At 59.9% G+C, this 17300-nt stretch carries 14 protein-coding genes (1 of these 14 running past the window's edge); 2 read left to right on the forward strand and 12 right to left on the reverse strand.

Annotated elements, in window-relative coordinates; all coding sequences use genetic code 11:
* The 9 genes from Y958_RS31565 to Y958_RS24180 form a co-directional block, all read right to left on the reverse strand.
* Entirely contained in the window at nucleotides 1-1818 is a 1818-nt protein-coding gene (locus Y958_RS31565; RefSeq protein ID WP_145728007.1) for a response regulator receiver domain, read from the reverse strand.
* Nucleotides 1805-4717 (reverse strand): ATP-binding protein, encoded by a 2913-nt coding sequence (locus Y958_RS24150; RefSeq protein WP_088874487.1) that lies wholly within the window; start codon nucleotides 4715-4717, stop codon nucleotides 1805-1807. Before Y958_RS24150 ends, Y958_RS31565 begins: the two co-directional genes overlap by 14 nt.
* Nucleotides 4717-5871: a DNA cytosine methyltransferase gene (locus Y958_RS24155; protein WP_088874488.1), complete on the reverse strand. Its 1155-nt coding sequence runs from the start codon at nucleotides 5869-5871 to the stop codon at nucleotides 4717-4719. Before Y958_RS24155 ends, Y958_RS24150 begins: the two co-directional genes overlap by 1 nt.
* A gap of 583 nt (nucleotides 5872-6454) precedes the next feature.
* The gene (gene tnpC / locus Y958_RS24160; protein ID WP_425600693.1) at nucleotides 6455-7903 is read right to left on the reverse strand and encodes an IS66 family transposase; all 1449 of its coding nucleotides are present in this window, start codon (nucleotides 7901-7903) and stop codon (nucleotides 6455-6457) included.
* An 85-nt stretch (nucleotides 7904-7988) separates the two neighbouring features.
* A complete protein-coding gene (gene tnpB / locus Y958_RS32570) occupies nucleotides 7989-8192 on the reverse strand; it encodes an IS66 family insertion sequence element accessory protein TnpB (RefSeq protein ID WP_244909679.1) in 204 nt (67 codons plus the stop codon).
* Between the two features lie 22 nt (nucleotides 8193-8214).
* Nucleotides 8215-10314 carry a recombinase family protein gene (locus Y958_RS24170; RefSeq protein ID WP_244909680.1) on the reverse strand — a complete coding sequence of 700 codons (2100 nt, stop codon included), beginning with the start codon at nucleotides 10312-10314 and terminating at the stop codon, nucleotides 8215-8217.
* The gene (locus Y958_RS31575; protein WP_145728011.1) at nucleotides 10286-10474 is read right to left on the reverse strand and encodes a hypothetical protein; all 189 of its coding nucleotides are present in this window, start codon (nucleotides 10472-10474) and stop codon (nucleotides 10286-10288) included. The genes Y958_RS24170 and Y958_RS31575 overlap by 29 nt, the downstream gene beginning before the upstream one ends.
* A gap of 859 nt (nucleotides 10475-11333) precedes the next feature.
* A complete protein-coding gene (locus Y958_RS24175) occupies nucleotides 11334-11855 on the reverse strand; it encodes a hypothetical protein (protein WP_088874489.1) in 522 nt (173 codons plus the stop codon).
* 167 nt (nucleotides 11856-12022) lie between these two features.
* A complete protein-coding gene (locus Y958_RS24180) occupies nucleotides 12023-12211 on the reverse strand; it encodes a hypothetical protein (protein ID WP_088874490.1) in 189 nt (62 codons plus the stop codon).
* A gap of 164 nt (nucleotides 12212-12375) precedes the next feature.
* Here Y958_RS24180 and Y958_RS24185 point away from each other — a divergent pair, with 164 nt between their 5' ends.
* A complete protein-coding gene (locus Y958_RS24185; RefSeq protein WP_088875212.1) occupies nucleotides 12376-12612 on the forward strand; it encodes a helix-turn-helix domain-containing protein in 237 nt (78 codons plus the stop codon).
* Nucleotides 12613-12779: 167 nt separating this feature from the next.
* Here the strand turns inward: Y958_RS24185 and Y958_RS24190 are convergent, their stop codons facing one another.
* Nucleotides 12780-13463: an HNH endonuclease gene (locus tag Y958_RS24190; RefSeq protein WP_145728012.1), complete on the reverse strand. Its 684-nt coding sequence runs from the start codon at nucleotides 13461-13463 to the stop codon at nucleotides 12780-12782.
* Between the two features lie 67 nt (nucleotides 13464-13530).
* Nucleotides 13531-15618, reverse strand: coding sequence for an AAA family ATPase (locus Y958_RS24195; protein WP_145728013.1), 2088 nt, complete (start codon nucleotides 15616-15618; stop codon nucleotides 13531-13533).
* Between the two features lie 233 nt (nucleotides 15619-15851).
* Between Y958_RS24195 and Y958_RS24200 the strand changes: the two genes are divergently transcribed.
* Nucleotides 15852-16160: a hypothetical protein gene (locus tag Y958_RS24200; RefSeq protein WP_145728014.1), complete on the forward strand. Its 309-nt coding sequence runs from the start codon at nucleotides 15852-15854 to the stop codon at nucleotides 16158-16160.
* Between the two features lie 127 nt (nucleotides 16161-16287).
* Here Y958_RS24200 and Y958_RS24205 read toward each other — a convergent pair whose 3' ends face one another.
* Nucleotides 16288-17300 carry the 3' portion of a site-specific integrase gene (locus Y958_RS24205; RefSeq protein ID WP_088874494.1) on the reverse strand. It continues 430 nt past the right edge of the window, so the window shows 1013 of its 1443 coding nt (coding positions 431-1443); the start codon falls outside the window, past its right edge; its stop codon occupies nucleotides 16288-16290.

Below are 17300 nucleotides of genomic sequence, written 5' to 3' on the forward strand. Positions count from 1 at the left end.
TCAGCCGCTCAGCTTTACGTGATCCATGCCGATCCGTGACAGGTGTTGCCCGGCCAATTGCAGGAAGCGGCTAGCGTTCTGAGGACGGAGCTGGCCGATGACGGCAAAACTCTCAGCTGTCAGCGCCGGCTGTCGGGCACCATCCAACTGGATTCGTGACGCGGAGAACATCAAATTACCGTCCGCGTCAGTTGTTAGAGTGCTGCTCTCGGGCAGAAAGAGGAGCTCCCAAATAACCTGGTTGACACCTGGCGACTCGATACAGAACGCCCTCTCACGGATCACCTTCTCCTGATCCAGGGTTTTTATGAAGACATGACGTCCTTGAGTGGCCTTCTTCAATGCATCACTCAGTTGGCTCGTTTCGTGCAGTCGTAGGGCAAGCATCGGCATGGTCGGAAAGAGACCATGGAGCCACGTCTGATCCTTGTGCGCCTTTCTGGCAACCATGTCGCATGACGGTGAGGCGCAAACCCAGAACTCATCCGTGTCGCCCTTATGGAACACGGTGCCCGTCGTGATGTGTCGTCTAGGACGGGGCTCATTGGAAAGATAATAATTCAGGGCGAAGCCCACCTTTTCCTTTGCAGGCCTAAACGGTGGCGCGCCCAGTTGGATAGCGGCGTCCCACGTCCGGTTAGGAGTGGGAGGCTCGCTCCAACCAATCTCCTCCAGCTTTTCCCGAAAAACCGATGTTGCCATCGTCCGTAGCGCTTCATCGTCTCCGATGCGCCGTCTCAGCGTATCCACCAGCTTGTCGATAATCGTCTCCACCGAAGCCCAGACGCGACGCTCATCTGGTGGCACTTCGCTGCCGAGGCCTTCGAGCATAAAATACGATAAACCCGTGCGAATGAGCGGTTCCTTCAAGTTTAGCTCATCCGTAGCAAGCGCTTGTAGTTCCAGCAGATTCTGGATTTCCGAGCCGATCACTTGGATCAGACTGGGCTTCCAGTCCAGCAAGGCCGCATCCAGCGTAGCCAACAGGCCATCGGGATCGTTTTCGTCGTTTATATCCTCCTTAGCCTTCTGGGCCACGGCAACAAAGCAGTTGCCAGCTTGAACCCAGCAGAGTCCTTCTTCCTTGTCATATCGGCCGGCCACTTCTTTTCCTGGAGAGCCATAGTCGGTTCTGAGTGCTCGTCGCATAAAACGGTGGATCAACGCGTCGGTAAAAGGTGTGATTGCCGGCTTGGGGACGCCGAGGCCTTCAAGCTCGTTGCGGAATTGTTCAGCGTCGGCGTGTTCTTTCCATCCCTCTTGTCCACGAGTGATGTAGGCCCGGACCAGACTGATTGGTGGATCACTCAATTGATCGCCGATTTTGTCCCACAGCTCCTCTAGAGCTTCTCTATTGGGAGCCTGTGCGAAGATGACCGATTCATCATCTTCCCATCCTCGGCGCAGACGGCCAGCAAGTTCAAGCCAAACCTCAGCCAAATCATGGTGTCGTGTATAAACAATAATCGTATTGAAATGTGCAGATTCGCTGAGTCGTAGGACGACGTCGACCGCCTTTGCTCCGTCTTCTGATCCCGAAATGAGATGATAATCGAGAATTATCAGATCACTTTTCTTAAAGCGATCAACTCCAAGATCAATATTGGCGACGTCATTCTCAACGTCACAAATCATTTTGCGCTTATGAAAAGACTGATAGAGCCGAAGAGCCTTTTTCTTTTCAGAAAAATGCTTCGGCCCTTCACCAAGGGCGTCCTTATAGGTAGGGAACTGGTCATCGATAAGAAGGACGCTTTTCAAGGCTCTGCTATTGAAAGAGCCCAGAACAGCTGACTGGTACGCGCTAAGATGCGACATTCAAGATACCCTTGAACTCGATAATGAAATTCGCTCCCGGAAGGACGTGGGGGTCTTCCTCACGGGCATAGCGTATTTGGTGACCCGCCACAGCAAGATTGGCCCGGGCTAAATAGAGTCCAATTCCACGCCCCGAGCGCTTCTTGGTGAAGAAAAGCTCGAACAGCCGGTGCAGGTCGTCCACATCGACGCCCGGGCCGCTGTCTGCCACCACCACCAGACCGTCCACTAGGTCTAGCGTTATTCGTCGATCGATTGCCTGAGACGCCCAATACACCGCGTTGTTCACGAGATTGATGTACACCGGGTATATTCTTGATGGAACATCAGAAATCGTCAAGCCGCGAAACGCGTCGGTAATGGTCAACGTGATCCGGTTGCTGGATATAGATTGAGCAAAAAACTCGCCAAGGTAGTCGGCAATCTGACGGCCGGTGATCGTTTCCCGTGCCCGGTAGCCCGCGACCTTAAGGGGGGAAAGAAAACGCAGCCGCTCCGTCAGGGCGTGGTGAGCGTCGTAGGCGAGCTTAAAGGCGGTGGATCTGCGGATTTCATCAGGAAGTCGGGAAAGGTTACGACGCACTTCCGCATCCAACGTCTCCAGTTCATGCCCGATGATCTCGACGGTAATGCCGACCTGGGCCACTGCATTCAGATCGTTGACCTTGTCTTCCAAAATCTGCCGATCATCATCCACGACCGCCAACGCGCTGTCCAGGTCAATGCCCTCGGCCAGTTGCTGGAGCGACTTGACCAACGGCTCATAGGTAGAAGCAAATTCCTCTTCAAGATCCATGCGATGCCTGTCTAACAGGTTCAGCATTCTCACCAGAGAAAGACTTTCTATGTCTTCCTCTAACAAGGGTCGACTGAGCTGGTAATATTTCGCTCGGTCCTCCTCAGCCCGCTGACGCCAGATTCCTCGGAGCGCTTCGATCTGCTGATCGGCCTCCTTCATGTAGCCATCTACCCGGTTAGCCAGCGTGGCTTGGTGGCTGCTGAAGGATCGTGTCAGCACTTCCTTTGGATCTGTAGGACCGAGTTTAGCCTGCGCACCAGCCAGGAGCTTGGACGCTCGATCAAGTTCCGCCACAAAGGCTTTATACTGGTCCCGGTATTCTCGGTAGCGCTCCTCGACGTCTCCGAGCTTTCCGCCCGCGGCGGGGGGCTTCAGCACCAGCCTTTCCTGCACAATGTCCTGAAGACGCGCCGCCGCAAGAGCGACCTTTTCTCGATCCCCGAGCTTGGTAGCTTGTTCAAGTTCATGGGCAAGCTCTACAGCTTCCGTCAACCGGCTATCCAATGCTCCCCGCTGCTTGCGAAGAAAACCCTTTAAACCAACTTTCCGCTTGGTCCTGGCTTTCTCTGCCGCGGTTCTAGCGGCTACGTTCCGAGCCATCAGTTCTGGCAATATTTCATTGCGTAGATCGGCATCCGATCCGATGTATTTGAAGGCAACTTCAATGAGAAGACCTGATACCAACGCCTTCATTTCCCGAAAGGCGCGATTGTCTACAAGACCTTCACGACCAGCTTTATCCCGGAGACTGGGGTTTTGCCCCCTAGAAATAGCGACCCGGCCAAAACTTCTCCTATGAGACCAATAATAACGACCAGCATGTCTGCCACGACGCTCCTCAAGCTCGAAGACGTCAGATTCGGGGCGGCCATAGGGCATGACCCGCAATCCGTCACGGTAAAAGGTGATGCCCGCGTGCTTGTCTTGCTGTTGCTTAATGATCGCGAGCTGATTAGCCGTGTGGGTCGTTTTGAGGGGGTCTTGTTCCGCCGCAGCGATACAGAACCGGAAAGGGCCCAAACGATCTCGGCCGAACTTCGGAGGAGGGCGCTTTGGAACGTATGTTCTCTCCCCAAGATCTCGGCCGAAAGCCTTTATACGACCACGAAAAACCCCGTCTTCATCGAATTCACCATCGACCACATGCTCAAGAGCCCAGAGATCGTCGAACCCAAAGACGTCGGTGTCACTTGCGATCCGACTCGATCTGCTTCCCGTATAAAGAAGCACCTCATAACTGAAATCCAATTTATTGGAGCTGTATGGATCGGTGAAGCCGCTTAACGTCTGCCGCCACCGCTCCCGAACCGCTTCTATTTCTTCATTTTGGACGTCGGGCCGTGTCCACTGAGCAAGTTCATAGTGGACGCCCAACAGGAAAAAGCCGGTCCCATGCTCCGCCAAGCCCGCGAAAACGGGCCATTCATTCAGATGCCGCTCACCGATCGGCAGTTCCGCCCAAGCTTGGGCAATTGCGTTCTTAGTGGTGTAAGATCCATGAGATTGTTCGAATGCGTCGAATCTTTGCCATGCGGCAGAAAGACGACGTCCGCGTTCGTCATCCGCCCCACCAAGATTTGATCGAATGAGATCAATCATCGCGGGCAGTCGTTCCATTAGGTCGGATGGCGCAGCGAATTCCTCGACCGGAATGCGAATGTCGTCCAAGTTGAGGTAGGGATTCTCAAACAGACGCCAATCGACGAGAACAGCCGCAAATGGTGCACCAGCTTTTTTGGATAAGACCAGTGCCGCAGGCGCGAGGTATGCGGCGGACAGACGGCCAATACCTTTCTCGCCTTGTCGCTCGCGCGGCGTCAAGCCGAAGGTTTCGGCGGGAACCGAGGAGTCGGAGAACTTCGACTCCGTGCCAAGTACTAACCAGCGTTCGGTGAAGTCGTCGGCGCTCATGCCGCAGCCGTCATCAACCACCGCCGCCACTTCTGGGGCACCGTCGAAGATGTAAAGCCCCACATAGCTGGCATAAGCGTCGTAGGCGTTCTTCCAAAGCTCGCTAACCGCCGTCGGGGCGTCGGCGATCTGCCCACGTCCAAGATGATCGACCGTACGGGCACGGGTCTGGAACGCAGCCTCCCGCATTATGCAGCCTCCGCTGGTGTGTTTTCGCCACACTTGGCGGTGGCTACGACAAATGGCCTCAGCAGCGCCCGCCCCATTTCCACCGGAACGGCATTGCCGATTTGAGCGCCGCAGGACATCAAACCACCCTGAAAAACGAACCAGTCGGGGAACGCTTGGAAGCGTGCCGCTTGGCGGAGCGTGATGCCATGGTGCTCGAATGGATGTACGAAGCGCCCCTTGGAAGGGTTTATGCAAGCCGTGGTCATTGTCGGACCTGGCACTGAGGTATTGATTCGACCGTACACGTCGTTATGGCCGTCGTGGCCGTCGTGGCACGGCAGCGTACAATTCGATTGATGACGGGTGCCGCCATCAAGTGGAGTACTAGCGAAACGCTGTACCATCTGCGGGCTGGGATTCATGTAACGGCTGTTGGGATCTGGCTCCGGCGTGGGGACAGAAAATACTTCAGCCGCGACCCGCCAAGAAGGAAGGCCGTTGCGCTCTCCTTCAACATCACCGGGCGCTCGGTGGCTCGGCGCTGGTGGCCACGCAACCTCCGGCAACGCGACGTGCGTGTCCCGTCCCAGTAGAAAGACTCGTTTGCGATTCTGGGGCACCCCAAAGTCCCTGGCGTTCAGCAAACGCGGCGTCTCCACCGCATAGCCGATGTCCACCGCCTTTTCGTAGAAGGCCCTCAGGTACTTTTCATGTCGGGGCCAGAGCAGGCCGGGAACGTTCTCCACCAGAAAGAACTTAGGCCTTAGCGCCGCCACGAACTCGAAATAACGCAGCAGTAGCCGATTACGAGGATCGTCGATCCCGACGTTTTTCAAACGGTGCGTAGAGAACCCTTGGCATGGCGGTCCACCAATAAGGACGTCACACGCCCCGGGGACTAAACCCACGTCATCCATCAAGCGGTGAGGGTCGACCTCCAAAATATCTTCTTCGAACAGTTTGGGGCCGCCGACAACCGGATCGACTAGATTTGTTCGATAGGTTCTACACGCATCTTTGTCCTTTTCCACTGCGGCGATGACTTGCAGACCAGCCAGCGTGGCACCGAGAGAAAAGCCACCAGCACCAGCGAACAAATCGACTGCGACCAAGTCAGAGCGTGGGCGTATCGTAAGAGAGGACACGTGCTCAGGAAGGGCGACTACGCTCATTTTTCAGATACAGCCATGCTACAAGATGCTCCCACCCCACGTCAGGAAACCGGGCGAAAATCGACTTTATAGAGTTGAGAAACAATGGGCTATAATCTCTTGCTCGCAAACGGCTTCGACCTCATCATCTAAGCGTAAAAGTTGCATATTGGCTGAAGATACTGCCATAAAATGCAGCGGGACGATACGCTCTTGCGGGCTCCGCTGCAGAGAAACGGCACGACGGTCAAAATCAGGTACATACTATTACGGAGCTGAGGGGCAAGGGCGCCCTTGAGCAGCAATACGCCGGTTATCCGATGGGCAGAAGCCAGCCGTCCACTTGCCTCTCAGGTATGAAGGGATTCGCCGCCGGCATATTCGGCAATCACCTTGGCGTTTGAGCCGATGCTGTAAGCTCGGTGTTCGGCTATGACCCTACTCCTGCGAGGCCTGACATCACCGTCAATCTTTTGCCACCCGCGGTGTCCACCCCAAGGGGCACACTCCACCACCTGAGGCGCCCCTGCTCCCGGTCCATACAACAGGCGCGGGTAAGCGTCGTCTGACGGCTGCGGCCGGTTCCAGTTGATCCGCGCGCGGCTCAGGGCATTTGGACGATGTTCCAGGGCAGCAGGTCGGTGATGCGGTTGATGGGGTGGTCGGCGATACGGTCGAGCACGTCGCGCAGGTAGGCCTGGGGATCGAGGCCGTTGAGCTTGACGGTCTGGGTGATGGTGTAGATCGCGGCGGCCCGTTCCCCACCGGCGTCGGAACCGGCGAACATCCAGTTGCGTCTTCCGATGGCCAGGGGCCTGATCGCCCGTTCGGCGGCGTTGTTGGAGAGCTCCAGCCGGCCGTCGTCCACATAGCGCGTCAGCGCCGTCCACCGCGAGCGGGCGTAGCGGATGGCCTTGGCCAGGTCGCCTTTGCCGGGGATGCGCAGCAGCGTGGCATCGAGGAAGGCGGCCAGTTCGTCCAGGGCTGGCCGAGCCTTGGCTTGGCGAAGCAGGCTGCGTTCCTCGGCCGACAGGCCGACCAGGGAACGTTCGATGTCGAACAGCACCCCGATGCGCTTGAGCATCTCCGCGGCCAAGGGAGAGCCGGTTTCGACGTGTTCGTCGAAGAACTTGCGGCGCACATGCGCCATGCAGGCCACTTCGGCGATCCGGCCGCCGTCGTACAGGGCATCGAACCCGCCATAGCCATCGGCATGCAGGTGCCCCGGCGTGTCGTCGGCGTGCAGCACCGATCCGGCCAGCACGTGCTGGGCAATCGCATTGGCCAAGGGGGCCATCAGGGCTGCCGCCTTGCCCACCCAGTCGGCCAGCAGCGAGCGTTCCAGTTCCACCCCCTCGCGGGCGTAGATGGCGGACTGCCGGTACAGCGGCAGGTGATCGCAGTATTTGGCGATCAGCACATGCGCCAGCAGCCCGGCGGACGGCAGGCCGCGCTCGATGGGCAGCGACGGCATCGGCGCCTGCACCATACCCTCGCAGCACCGGCACGACAGCGCCGGGCGGACGTGGCGGATCACGGTGAAGCGCGCCGGGATGTAGTCGAGCACCTCGGTGACGTCCTCGCCCACCTTGCGCAAGGTGCTGCCGCACGAGGGACAGGTGTCGTGCGGCGCATGCACGATCTCGGTACGCGGCAAGTGTTCCGGCAGCTTGCGCCGGCCAGCCCTGGCGCGGGCCTCGGGCGCCTCCGGCAGTGCCGTCGGCAACAGCTCGGCGCCGGCCATCGTCGCTTCAGCGGCGGTTGTGGCTTCCAGGTCCTCCAGCGACAGCTCAAGCTGCTCGATCTCGCGGGCGATCTTCTCGGAAGACGAACCGAACTGCATCCGCCGCAGACGGGCCAGTTGGATCTTGAGCTTCTCCATCTCCAGCGCCTTGGCCACCAGGCCCGCCTTGGCGGCGGCCAGTTCGGTCTCGCTGGCCTCACGGCGCCGGCGCTCAGCCTCCAACTCCGCAGCCTGCGCGGCAATGATCGCGCGCAGCGCCTCGACCTCATTGGGCAATGGAGCGGGCAGCGGATCGGCGATGGACGACATGGGCCGATTCTACCGGAAGGGCGCCACCCCGAGGAGGACCGATCACGTCATCGCGCCGATCACCGGCGAGCGTGGCAGCCCGGACTCACCCCGCCGTCTCCGGACGCCAGGGTCGCTGCGGAGCACGCCAGTCCATGCCTTCAAGAAGCATCCCGAGCTGGGCCGGGGTGAGAGCCGCCACTCCCTCGCGGCTGATCGGCCACACGAAGCGGCCTTTCTCCAGGCGCTTGGCGAACAGGCAATAACCCTGGCCATCCCAGTACAGCACCTTCACCAGGTGCCCGGTCACGTGACATAGTGCATCCCTCTGCTTAGAAGCCCGGTAGCTTGACCGACTTATCCTCCTGGAATCGCTTATAGAACTTTGGCCTTCGGGCTGCGATTTCCCGTGCGCCTGTCTTGACGACGTCGGTTTCAAGCGCGGCTGTCGGGATCTGCCACGGCGCCGAGAACATGAGCTGTGTTGCGGGCAGGATACCCTCTCGGATTAGCTTATGGACCGAACCGACGCAGATTCCGAGGCGGGCTGCGGCCTGTTCGGCGCTGATCGTCTCTTCGCCTCGTGACTTCGGATCGAATGGTGCGATCCCAAGCCGTTCGCGCATCTCCCGGACCCGCACGGCTGTCCATGCTTTTCCATCGGGCGGCTTGCAGTGCATCCGGTTCATCGTCACCGCAACTTCCCGATCCGGCCATTGCCCGCCTAGCCTTCGCATGGCCTCCAAGGCATTGGGCTGGCGGTCGGCGGTATGGCGTCCGGTTTTAACGCGCGACACGCGCAGTTCGGTGTGACGGCCGCCTTGCCAATGAATGGTGACCAAGGCCTCGTTGGTCGTCTCGTCGAGGTCGAGGATGACCTCGCGGATGAGGATGTGCGTGATCCGCTGCTTGGTCCGCATGTCCGTACCTGAAGCGTTCCAGGTGGCGGGCAAGTCACGAGCCAAAGACATGAGCGCCGCACGATCGACCTTTGGACGAAGCGCCGAGGCGACGTCGTGCTTGGCAAGGCGCTCTTCGAGATGGTCGACACGCTCAAGCGCCGTATTCCAGCGCGTCTCGAGTTCACGTGCGACCAATCGCTTGGCGGGATCGACCAGCTCATACCGTCGGGCGGCCATGGTGGCCTCGTAGCGCGCTTCTTCGAGTTCCCGGCAGAGGGCCTGCCGGATCTCCGCATCCGCCTTCTCGGATTGATCGGCAGCCTGGATGGCCGCCTCGACCGCATGCACGGAGACCGCCGCGACGATCTCCGCGGCAACGGCACGATCGACGCGGACGCCGCCGATGCCGATGCACAGCCAGCCGCCGACGTGACTGTCGTCACCCCGGCAGTGATAGCGATGGGCATGGCCGGATTGCGAGCCATAGAACACGCGCATCGTGCGGCCGCATCGCCCGCAGCGCACCAGGCCGGTGAGCAGCGCCCGGCCACCACGGGCCGATTTGCGATCGGTCCGGCGCTGCATGTGGGCGTTCTCGTGGATCAACTTCTGGTTCGCCTCATACTGCTCCCAATTGATGTATCCGGGATGATGGTCCCGGAGCAGGACGTTCCAGCTTGCCATCGGCTTAGAATGGCCGGTGGTCTTGCGAGCACGACCATCGACGACGCGAGTGCGCTGGGTCGTGCGACCGAACACGTAGGCTCCAGCATAGGCCGGATGCGTCAGGACCTGCCGCACCGTATGGTATGCGGCGGGCCGCCAGTCGAGCTTGCAAGCGCTGCGATTGTTGCGCCTGGTAACCGGAAGTTGCAGCGCCTGATCCTGCGCCCATAGCAGCACCTGCCGCGCGCTGCCAAGTTCCTGGAACTTGGCGAACAGCAGCTCGATGACGCCCCTGACCCGCTCATCGGGATCCATCTCGATCTGGCCGATCTCGTTCCAACAATAGCCCGGCGGCAAGCTACACTGCAGTTCGCCTCGCAATGCCTTGGCGTCGCGCGCCGCAATCCCGCGCTGACGCAGAAGGCTCAGCTCGTATTCCGACATGGTTCCCTTCAGACCCAGCAGCAGGCGGTCATTGACCAGGCGAGGATCGTACGTCCCGTCGGGATCGATCACCAGTGTTCCGGCGAGCGCGCAAAGATCGATTAGATGGTGCCAGTCACGTCCGTTCCGGGCGAGGCGTGACGCCTCAATGCAGAAGACGGCGCCGACCGAACCGGCGCACACCTGTGCGACCAGTTTCTGGAAGCCTGGCCGCTCGACTAGCCCCGAGCCGGAACGGCCCAGGTCGTCATCGATCAGCGCGACCGTGGTGAAGCCGAGCGACCGCGCCGATTCGGCGAGCGCATATTGCCGCCTTCGGCTCTCTGTATTCTCCATGACCTGGACCAATGTGGATTGCCGGACGTAGACAACGGCACCGCGGCTGAGGTGATCAGGCGTGATCTTCGGCTGCATCATCATTCTCCCGATCGACCTGTAGGGCCTTGTTTTGCTTGCTGAGTGCTTCGAGAAGGAGATCGGCCAACGCCTGAAGAAGCCCCTCCGGCGGGGTCGGCGCCAGAGGCGTTCTTCCTCCGTGACCGAGATCGAGGACGAGTTGATTGCTGGCTTGGCGTCTCATCTGACCCCTCCATGTTCGTCGAGGGAATCGATGATCCGCCTGCCACCTGCTTGGCCGAATGACTGTCGAGCACAGCTCGCAATTCGTTCAGGTGAACAAGGCCGACTTCCGGCGAGCCAGGCGACATAGCCGCACAAGCAGCGGCATCGGCCATCCAGGCGGGCAACTCGCGCGAAAGGCCCGGTTCAACCTCGATATACAGGATCTGTCGACTCCGCTTGCCGCACCGTCCGTAGACGCGCAGGCGCTCGCCATGGAGCGGATGCCACGGATATTCCACGACGATAAATTGCGATCGGTATGCTGAATGACGTGGGGTGTTGCATGCCTACTTCAATGCGACAATGGTCATATTTGGTTTTGTAATTCGAAATTTTGCCTCCTCCCCTGGTAAGTGCGACATGAAAAAAAATTAAATGCGACGACGATTCCGTTCGTGGGACGTGATTTTTGACGGTGTTCGGATTTTTCTGGGTCGCGACCTTAGCGGCCTGGTGATCGGTCGCTGAGGGGAGAAATCCTGTCGCATTTTGGGGGTCAGCCCTGGTCAATTTGACTTGGGGATACGACATGTCAAATACTGTAGCATATCCAAATTTACCATTTGTAATCAATACGTTGACTGTGCGTGTGTGATTCGTCTTTACCACCCCTCCTTATTAACGCTTTTGTTAATAGGGAGGGGTGGTAAAGATGATTTCGGCTTGTGGCGATCAGCCCGCAGGGGAGGTCCTGGCTGTTTGGATTGTTTGGCGGCCAAACTACGCTGGTCCCAGAGGCTACCCTGCAATCATCGCTTGATGGTGATGGGTACCAGGGCCAGGGTTAATCCCGATCATAAGCCTCGGCCCATGGCCGGTCAGGTTCCGGTCACGAACTTCCAGCCGTCGTCGTACTTGGTGAGGACGGCGCTGGCGTCAGCCGGCTCGGTCATGCCCTTGATGTTCAGGCCCGTCTTGGCCCACGCTGGCGCGTCGACGATCCGGTAGCGGTATTCGACATCGGCGGTCCCGTCTTTCTCCTGATAGTGGATGATCTCCGCGACCTGCCTGCGCCCGTAACAGAACCCGCCCTTTCCCCAGATGCCGGCGGCCTTGCCTTTTTCGGTCAGGTTGATCTCAAGCCGGGGCATGAAGCTCTGGCCGAAGCTTTCCGCGACGGTGATATCCCCGTCCTTTTGAAGGGCCTCGTAGACCACCAGGTCGTCCGAGGACTTTTCGACGCGGATTGGGAAATGGATGGTGTCCATGTTGGCGAACGCCAGGCACATGGGCGCCCCGATCCCGGCGTTGATAGCCTTCTCAAAATCGCCTTTGGGGCCGCAGGCGGACAATCCGAGCAATACCGCGGTGCCCAGGATGGCTGGGAAATGCTTGTGCATTTAGCTTCCTTCCAAAATGTTTTGTTCAGCGAGCGCCGTGTTCGAAAACCGGTGATGGTTCCCAGTTGCGTCGACGCTGCGGTGGTTGGGGGCGAAAAAGGGCGCTGTTTGTGGTCCGCAGTGCCGCGCCGCTTGCACATGCGATGGGATATTTGCTGCCAGCGCGGTCACCCACGCATCGCCGCTACCACGGCATTCAGCAAATCGTGCGCGACTTCTGCGGTGAGGCCGCCGATGAGCATCGTCCGCTTGTCGCTGCTCTTGGGTCTGATCTCCACGCTTACAGACCGTGTCCCTTCCGGCTCCACCTTGAACAACTTTCCGGCTCCGTTTTCCTCGACAGTGAACCGCGCCATCTCGGCTTCCCCATTTTTGATCGACAGTGTGTACGCCCACCCACCGGCGCCCGACGGTGGGTGGCTGTCCGTTCAGAATACATCATAACCCAACAGTTGGGTACTCGCAGTTGGAGTTTTTGGTTCACTCACCTAGCCCTCCCTTGGTGACGTTGGAGGTCGGGGTGGCACGCGAACAGTTCAGAGACGATTATCGAAAGCTGCTGCAGACGCTGGTGGCTCGGCGCAAGGCGGCCGGCGTGACGCAGGAGGAGGTCGCCCGCCAACTCGGGATCCGGCAGAATGTCGTATCCAAGTACGAGCTAGGCGAGGTGAGGTTGAACGTCGTGGAATATGTCCGCTATTGCAGGGCGATTGGGCTCGATCCAGGCGAACTGCTGGCCGGGGTCGGGCATTTCTGAGCACATTCTTGGCTACGAGGCCATTCTGCTCGGTCGGACTTTGTGTACCGTCACGGGCTGAATGTAAGCTTCATCCGCTGACTGCGACGCGCAGGTTGGATGACCTGAATGCCAGTTTACCCATGATCGTCGATCTCCCGTAAATCTACGGTGACGAATTGGCGGAACTATTGCACAATCCTAATTAGACTTCGCCTTTCAGCTATAAATTTAGCCGCATCTCCAGATTCGATGAATTCGAAGGCCCTTATCTTCGCGTCGAGGACGGTAGGGTATTTCATTACCCCCTGAACATTACCGATTTTAAGCCGGTAATGGCCTTCGTAAGGTGATATTTGGACCAGGATCCGGTCGCGGATCATTGCCATGTCGCCTGCCACTGTGACTTTCCACTTGGGCGAGTCAACGAAGCGCCTTTTCTTTTCACGCTCCTTGATAAGGTTGGCGTGGTGCTCCCCGGCGTCGGTGGTGGCGGTGAGCGCGTCGCAGCAGTCCGTTCCGACCCCCATGGCGCCCCAGGAGGGGTGACCGACGGCGTAGATGTATCGAATTTCGGTGCCACAGAGTTCACAGCTGCCGCAGAGGCTGCCGAGATCATCCACCCCGAAAAGCGACCAACCCGTCTTGGGCATTGCGATGCCGTGCTCCGCCGCATGGCAGCCTTTGCAGAGGGTTTCACAGTCACCATACGGGTATTCCCAGGGCAGTCGACCTGAGACGTAGGCCTTGTGATGGACCTGCAGCACGGCGCCATCGGCCCGGCCGCGACGGCATCGGACACAGCAGGCGCCATCTAATTTGATGACTTCCTCCCGGTAGAGGTGCCATCGGGCATGACTGTAGGGCTTCATGGTCATCCTTCCGCCGCGTCCGGCGGAACCTGCTGGGAAGGCAGGTTCCGCCTGAGCGTCGTTCCGTTCACTGCAGTGTCTGTGTCCGGGCTTCGTGGAGGGTGGCGTTGGTGATAGCGATGATCTCGGCGGCTGAAGCCGTCTCCCGGGCCAGAAGAAGGCCAGCCACGTTCTGGACCGCGCCGTACCACGCGTAGAGCAGGACCCGCACCTTGGCGTACTGGGTGTCCAGGATGGTCGCCACTTGCGCCGCGATCTGCGGATTGGAGCTCAGGAGGCGTGGTACGGTGTCGGTCGTCACTGGCCCCAACCAGGTCAGATGATCACCCAGGCCGTGGGAGGTTAGCATCTGGGTCGCCAGTACGGTCGCGAGGGCCAAGTCGCTGTCCCCGTTGCCCCCCGCGCCGGTGCTGGGGGCGCCGAGCAGGAGTTCTTCGGCCGCCCGGCCGGCCAGATGAACCTGGATGAGGTCCAGCAGGTCGTTCCGCCTTAAAACCTCGCCATCCATCCGGTAGTTCACGCCGCCCAGCCCGCCGGCCGAGATGCGGATTGACGCCGAGATCAGCATGCTCGGGCGAAGGACCGCCGCGGCGACGGCGTGCCCCGCCTCGTGGACTGCACAAAGCTGGCGGAGTGCCGGCGTTCTGCGATCCGCAGGGTGAAGTTCCGCTTCCAGGTCCGCCGCGACCATAGGCCTGCCCGCAAGCCGGGCTCGGCGCTTGGCGGTACGTGCCAGGAGTTCGCAGTCCGCGCCGCTGGCACCTTCCATTCGCGCCGCGAAACGGGTCAGATCCAAACCCGGCAGGTGGTCGGGCCCCAGATGGTAACGGAGGATGCCTGCCAGAGCTGCTCGATCGGGAAGTGGGATGTGTACCAGCCGATCAAACCGACCAGCTCGAATGAGGGCGGGATCCAGTAAGGCGGGGTAATTGCAGGCGCCAAGCATGATGACCCCCTGCCGCCCGTGCAACCCGCCTACGTGCTCCAGCATCGCATTCGTGATCTGGCGATTATAACTCTGATTTTGGCCGGGTCTTTCCGAGTGTCGGGCGGTGAAGCTATCCAGCTCATCGATAAAGAACAGGCATGGTGCGGCGCGCTTGGCTTCCGCGAAGGTCGAGGCCATGGCCCGCAACATGTCGCCCTGATGACCCGCGGCCTGCCACTCGCCATACGACGCGGTGATCAACGGCAGGCCACAGCTGGCGGCGAGGGCGCTTGCGAATTGGGTCTTCCCTACGCCTGGCGGGCCGGCTAACAAAAGGCCCTTATCCATCTCATGCCAGGAAAGCGTACCGGCGCGATAAGCGGCAACGTCGCGACGTAGGGCTTCGCCCCATTCCTTCGCTTCATCCATGCCGTGCAAATCCTCTAAACGGGGGCTTGCCGGCAAGCGAACGCGCGCTTTGGCCATCCGTTCCAGCCGGTTGACCCAATCGTCGGGAGATGTTGCGGGTCGCGCCGCCAGCTTCAGGTCCGCGGCGCTCAGCAACGCGCATAATGCATCCGATAGGGTGCGCGCAGGCCGCCGTGCAAGCTGTGCCATCGCCTCGGTCAGAATGGCGCCCGTCAGCGCTGGAACAACCAAGCGGAAGTCTGCCGCTGCCGTGAGACGTGGCGGCAAATCCGCTTCGCTGGCCGCGAGGATGATGACGCCAGTCCCCCGCATGAGTTGGTTGGCGGCCATTGTTTCCAGATGATCGATGGTTGGGCTGCGCGGGGTTCCGTCGCGCGTGGCGACGCTCCAGATGCTGGTGATTTGATGGTCGGGCGCGTCGAGATCGGGAAAACGAGGGTCTTCGACCACGTCGACGGTGCTGCCGGCGGGAAAGTCGTCCTCGCCATCCAGTTCGGTCACGTCTGGGTATGTCAGGGCGCAGGGCAGGGCGCCAACGGTTGAGACCTCACGCCAGGCGAAGCCGTTCAGCGCGTCCTCGACCACGCTTTCCATGGGGGCCACCCAACTGGCATCGGGCGCCACGATGGTGATGGCCACGCCGCCACGGCGAGCGGCGGGTGCCAGGCCTTCAGTACCCACGAACGCAGCCTCCAGAAGGAGCTTTGCGGCGGCCTTCTCCAACATCGGCAGCTTAGGGGGACTCTGCATCGGGGCCGCATACTCATCACGTAGTTCATTCAGCTTTTCCAAAGACATGGCTTCTCCTTGCGGCGGAATGGTTTCGCGCCGTCGATTGGGGTGATGGTCTGATGCGCCTGGATCCCTGGCTACGCCGCTGAAGCGTGGGTTTTTAATTGGATCAAGTGCGCACATGATTGACTGCATATTATGTGCGTACATTATATGCGTTCTGATGTTTGCGCCGTCAAGCAAAATGTGCGCACATGCGTCACATGTCTCGTGGGGCTGGCCTGCGAGTGGGGGGACCCATGAAGAAGACTGAAAATTTCAACATGAGGGTGTCGCCGGAATTCACGGCGACAATTGATGATTGGCGCCGCCACCAGCGCGATATTCCAGCCCGGGCGGAAGCTATTCGACGTCTGGTGGAGCTAGCCCTATTGGCGGAGGAAACCCTGCCTGTCGCGATACAAGTATCTGATTTTTTGAAGAAAATTGAGGGAGGCGGCTTGCTTGAAGATGCTTTGAAAGCCGAGGCAAAGGTTATCGTTGACGCAATCGGTCGCCTTGAAAAAGCACTGCAAGCGATACACGGGGCTCAAGGTCTTACGGACTAACCGGACTGCAGATCAGCGCGACCCGGCTGGTCGCGTTGATTTCTACAAAGACAAATGGTTGCCACCCTGATCGGCGCCTAAGCACCGGATTGCTCCACCGCGCAGTCCCGGCCGCATCCCAGCCAGATCAATTGCCCCCATGGATGAACAAGTGGTCCAGCGCCACCGGCGCCTTGACCCGCTCAATCACCAGCTTGGCCTCAGATGGGGCCAGGTCCCGGCCGTAGCCCGCGCCGATGCTCTTGCCTTCGTGGCCGAATACCTTGTTGATGATTTCCTCGTGCAGATCGGCCCCGCGAAGCGCCTGCCGGAAGGTGTGCCTCAGCGAGTATGTCACCAGCCCAGGGGCCTTGAGCCCCACGTTGGCCAAGTAGCGGTTGGACCACTTGCTCCAGTCGTCGGAGCCTTCCGGTCCCTTGACCATGTCCAGACCTCGGCGCTGTTGGCTTTCCGCCCACTGGCGCAAGCCCATTCGCCACAGATCGGGCAGAACGGGTACCAGGCGCGGCCCGGCCGCTGTCTTGCTGGCGTGCCGGAAGTCGAAGCATTGGATGCCGCCGACATCGACGAACTCCGCCGGCAGGTCGGCGATTTCCTCGGTTCGAGCGCCGGTGAGCAGCGCGATGGCGAAGAACCAGAAGGGCTCATCCCGGTGCTGCAGGCGGCCGGGCTGGGAGCGCTTCTTCAGATGGTAGTAGCCCGTGAACAGCGGGCTATCGAACAGCTTGGCCAACTCGTCCAGTGAGAATGCCCGCCGCTTGTCGCGGCTCATGCGTTCATCCCTGGTTTCGGCGCGGGGCTGGACGCCCTCCGCCGGATTGGCCGTCAGGTATCCGGCGGAGACCGTCCAAGCAAAATATCCCCTGAGGTGGCCCACCAGCTTCACGATGGTGTCGCGGGACATGGCGTTCCGACCCGCCCGGTTTATCGGGCGGTCGCGCAGGTGGTCGCAGAACGCTTTGACATCGCCCTTGGTGACGTCGCCCAGCGCCTTGCCCGGGAACAGCTCACCGAACTCGCGGAACGCCTGCTGATGGCTGGCCATGGTCCCGGCGGCAAGGTCGGGCTTGTCGCGATAAAAGGCGTCCATGTGGGCATCCCAGGGTTCCTGGGGTGATGCTGGGGCTGGAAGCGGTAGCG

The organism is Nitrospirillum viridazoti CBAmc (assembly GCF_000730165.1).
Taxonomy (GTDB): domain Bacteria; phylum Pseudomonadota; class Alphaproteobacteria; order Azospirillales; family Azospirillaceae; genus Nitrospirillum; species Nitrospirillum viridazoti.